Annotated in this window: 2 protein-coding genes and 1 pseudogene; 2 read left to right on the top strand and 1 reads right to left on the bottom strand. The window is 59.2% G+C overall.

Features of this window, described 5'->3' with window-relative positions; genetic code table 11:
- Positions 1 to 369, top strand: a pseudogene (locus tag HV796_RS40685) (transposase); the annotation flags it as partial.
- A gap of 2433 nt (positions 370 to 2802) precedes the next feature.
- Complete coding sequence (locus HV796_RS40680) at positions 2803 to 3021, top strand: hypothetical protein (protein ID WP_175233339.1); 219 nt, start codon at positions 2803 to 2805, stop codon at positions 3019 to 3021.
- 230 nt (positions 3022 to 3251) lie between these two features.
- Here the strand turns inward: HV796_RS40680 and HV796_RS40675 are convergent, their stop codons facing one another.
- Positions 3252 to 3584, bottom strand: a complete 333-nt coding sequence (locus HV796_RS40675; RefSeq protein ID WP_217478207.1) for an integrase core domain-containing protein — start codon at positions 3582 to 3584, stop codon at positions 3252 to 3254.
- Positions 3585 to 3753 lie beyond the last annotated feature (169 nt).

Raw genomic sequence — 3753 nt, 5'->3', positions numbered from 1 at the left:
GGCATCCCGCTCGCGGTGATCCTCACCGGCGCCAATCGCCATGATGTCACGCAGTTACATCCCCTGATCGACGCCATCGCGCCCATTCGCGGCAAGCGCGGCCGACCACTCTCAAAGCCGCGCGTCGTCCAGGGCGACCGCGGCTACGATCACGACAAATACCGCCGCCCACTACACGCCGCCGGCATCGCCACTCAAATCGCCCGCCGCGGCCAGCCTCACGGCAGCGGCCTGGGTAAAACCCGCTGGGTCGTCGAGTGAACCATCTCGTGGCTGCACAACTTTCGCCGACTGCGCATCCGCTTTGAACGCCTCGCCTTTATCCACGAGGCCTTCATGAAACTCACCTGCTGCATCAGGAGGACTTAGGACGGCGGAACAGACGCCGAATCCTAGCGTCGATCGCACGAAGTGCCTCGCAACCCTGGTGACCGAGGCGGCAATGAAAATGAGGAGCGGGACATGAGCTTGCCTGCCGTCGAGTCGTCCTTATGAGGCGAAGCGAAGTCCGGCGATAAAATCGATGACCCTGGATATTGGAAGTCGCCCTAGCGTTGTTGTTGTGCTGCGGCATTGTCTTGAGCATCAGCTTTCCGTTAGCTTGCGTTGGCCAAACGTGTAGTTCCCTCGATTTTGGAGGCTTGTTTTGAATCCCGCCGTGTCGAGGCGGACCACCTCACTGGCGGGACCTTTTTCTCCTGTGTCGTCAGTAGTTGTCCACGATTCGGCCTCATCCCGTGAAAGCGGAGGGCCGATCCTTGCGCGCGACGTGCGGGCGGGCACCATTGTGTTTTTGGTGGCAACACGCTTGAGCAGTTCACGTGACTTCGACGGCGCGCACTGCCGCCGGTGCATTTTGCCGTACAGGAGGCCAATGCAGGCCTCTGTCCTCGTTGCGCCGGCCTGGGAGTGTACAAAGACATTATCGTCGCGTGGGTCCGATGCTTGTTCGAGCCTGCGTAAATCAGACGTTTCGGCGCCACCACTGGGTTGATTCTGTTGGCTGACTCAGTTGCTTCGCGCGCGTGCGCACGTGCGGCGATGGAGGTCGATGGCGTTAATTGGAGGCCCGTCTGACGCAGACAGGAAGAGGAATTCGAACAGGTGCCCGGCCGATGCCGCCCAGATTCGCAACGCCCCCGGGGTGCAAGTCCGATGTTGACGATGCGACCCCGGGTCGCCGATCCGCTGGCGCACGGGGTGATTTGCTTCAGCTTCGTGCCCCCGTTGCCATCTTAGTGGCGGCGCGAATTGAGCCGGACGCAATCAAACTCGTGCGCGCGGACATTACCCATCGTAGCCTGCGCATTCAGAAACTCCACGAAACGTCAATTCGCTTCACATGAGGCGAGAGCGCGCGCAGCAGGTCGTAATATTCAGGCAGCGGCAAGTGGCGCAGGCGCAGCTAATCCATCAGCGGGCGGCCCGTGTGGCGGCGGTTGAAAAAACTCGTGGCGTGCACACCAAGGCTGCTATCCGGCCAATTTGCGGCTCGCGAGGCTTATAATCCCTTGCCTATCCACCAGTAGCACGGAAAAGGAATGCTGATCAATAAATAAGCATTGCGATGCGATCGTGTCATGCGGATACTGACGCTTCCAATTCTGCCGGTCCCATCAAGATCCGCGTTGCCGTAACTGCGTACAAAGAGACCGACATGTTCAGGACGCTGCGCATGCGGAGGATAGCGGGTTTCGAGTGGCCGGGGTGAAGGTAGCCAACCGGCGGCGGGACGTCATCGAAAGCCGGGGGCTACCCGAGGGGGCCGGCGGTGGCCCCTTGCGTTTGCGGACGGCTACGGGACGCGTAGCAATCAGGCAACTGCCGCACGCGCCGCGCAACCGGGTCGCGACGACGTGCGGCGTGAGTCTATCGCGCGCGAGTGGGCATCACTCAGAACGCAGTTTGGGGGGGGCGAGCCACCCGAGCCAGGCGACGTGAGGGCGCTTGAGGAGTTACATCGCACTGCAAGGTTGTCCGACGTCGATGACGTGCGCGAACTGTTCAATGTGGTCCAGCGAGACGATTCTTCGCCGTAGGTCCATGATGAAAAAGATGCGATCGTCCCTTCGGTTGTTCGGCTTCTCGTGGTCGGTCGACGAACATGGATATGTTACCTGCCGGCAGGGCAATTGCGTCGTCGTGCGCGATCGCGGCGCCGGCGTGCAGGTGCTGCAGCTCGATCGGCCTGCGCGTCGCGCAGAACAGGTTCGGCTGCACGCCAGAGCTGACCGGCGACGACGCGTACCATGTGGCGGCCGCCAAAGTTGCCGACGGCAAGGCCGTCGACGCGGGGCCATTTGTACGTCAGGGTCGACGGCGGGACTTGCACACTATTGCACCTGCCGGGCACACGCAAAAAAAGCGCCGGCGCGATTGCGTCGGCGCTTGAAATCCTGGCGCCCGAATGGGTGAAGAACGCCAGGGCACATGGAGCAACTCGCGGATCGTTTTCCCGAATGTAGCGACTATGTTCTGGCAGTAGCCAACCAAGCGCGCCTCCCCGGGCGATCTTTTCGCGTGAGCGGGGAAGATGGCGAGCTATAGATCGTGTTGGCGAAAACAGTGACCAGCCCGACCCGCAGAGGCTCTATTTTTACCGGAGAAGTGAGGGGAAAATTGGGCCAATTTTGCTGTTGAAAACACCGACTATGCATGTTAGTCATCTCCCTCGTGGAGTCTGCGCCAAGTGTGACTTTCACGGGTCAACATCTGAGCTTTGTAGGGCAACTGATACGCAATCAGCTTTCGCGGCTAAGGTGCTGAAGGCGCTGGCTTCATCCCGCGCGGACTGGATAGTTTATGACGTTCATCAGTGCGCTGACGAACGTCGCGCGCGATGAGCAGTCGTTTCCGGAATTCAACGTGGCGGTATCGCTAGCAACGGAAAATGCCTTGAAGCACCAAATTATTATCCACGGCCACCCGGTACAGGCCAACCCTCTTTCGGTGGTGCCACGTAGCCCGAAATCGGGTCCATCGCTCCACATCATGGACAGTCTTAAAATTATTAAGATTTGATTAATGGGCACGCACACGCGATACCATGGAGATGGTGACTGCTTCTTTCGCGCTGTGCTGACGGTGATGGAACGCACGGGTTGAGCCTCGGATATTCCGTGGCAAGCCATTGGGCGGTTACGCGAGAAAGCTGCTCAGGATGTACTGGACTTTTCTTTCGACTATGAGTAATTTCTTTTGGATCAAGCCTGAATGTATCGGCCCGGATTGTTTGGACACGGTTTTGGGACTCAGGCGGCCTGTTTAAACATCCGTGCCTGACGGGCTTCGAGGGGTGACATGAAGCCCAGTTTTTCCAGCCGCCATTCTCGGTTGTAACGATCTTTAAAGTCAACGACAGCGTCACGAACTTCATCAACATTCCTGAAGATACGCCCGTGAATCGCTTGTTCTTTCATGGTTCGATTGAACCGCTCAGCGACGCCATTGGTTTGCGGTTCGGCGACGAATGCGTAGCTGGCCGTGACGCCCCAGAATTTGAGCTGGTTCCGAAAGTCGTCGGACGTGTACTGGGAGCCATGATCCATCCGCAGCGTCAGTCCCGATCCGATCCCCGCACTCACTCCGCCGAATTCGCTTTGCAGTCCCTGAGCAACAGGCTCAAGCGCGGCGAAGCGCTCGCGGCCTTCACCGCGTGGATGCCTGCGCAATACCCGTCACAATGGTCGACGGCGGCGAAGACCCACACCAGAGCATCGTCCACGGTTTGGATACGAACCCCATCGGTTCCCC

Source organism: Paraburkholderia humisilvae, from assembly GCF_902859855.1.
Classification (GTDB): Bacteria; Pseudomonadota; Gammaproteobacteria; order Burkholderiales; family Burkholderiaceae; genus Paraburkholderia; species Paraburkholderia humisilvae.
The sequence above is the reverse complement of the archived record's forward strand: the minus strand, read 5'-3'. Positions and strand labels throughout refer to the sequence as shown.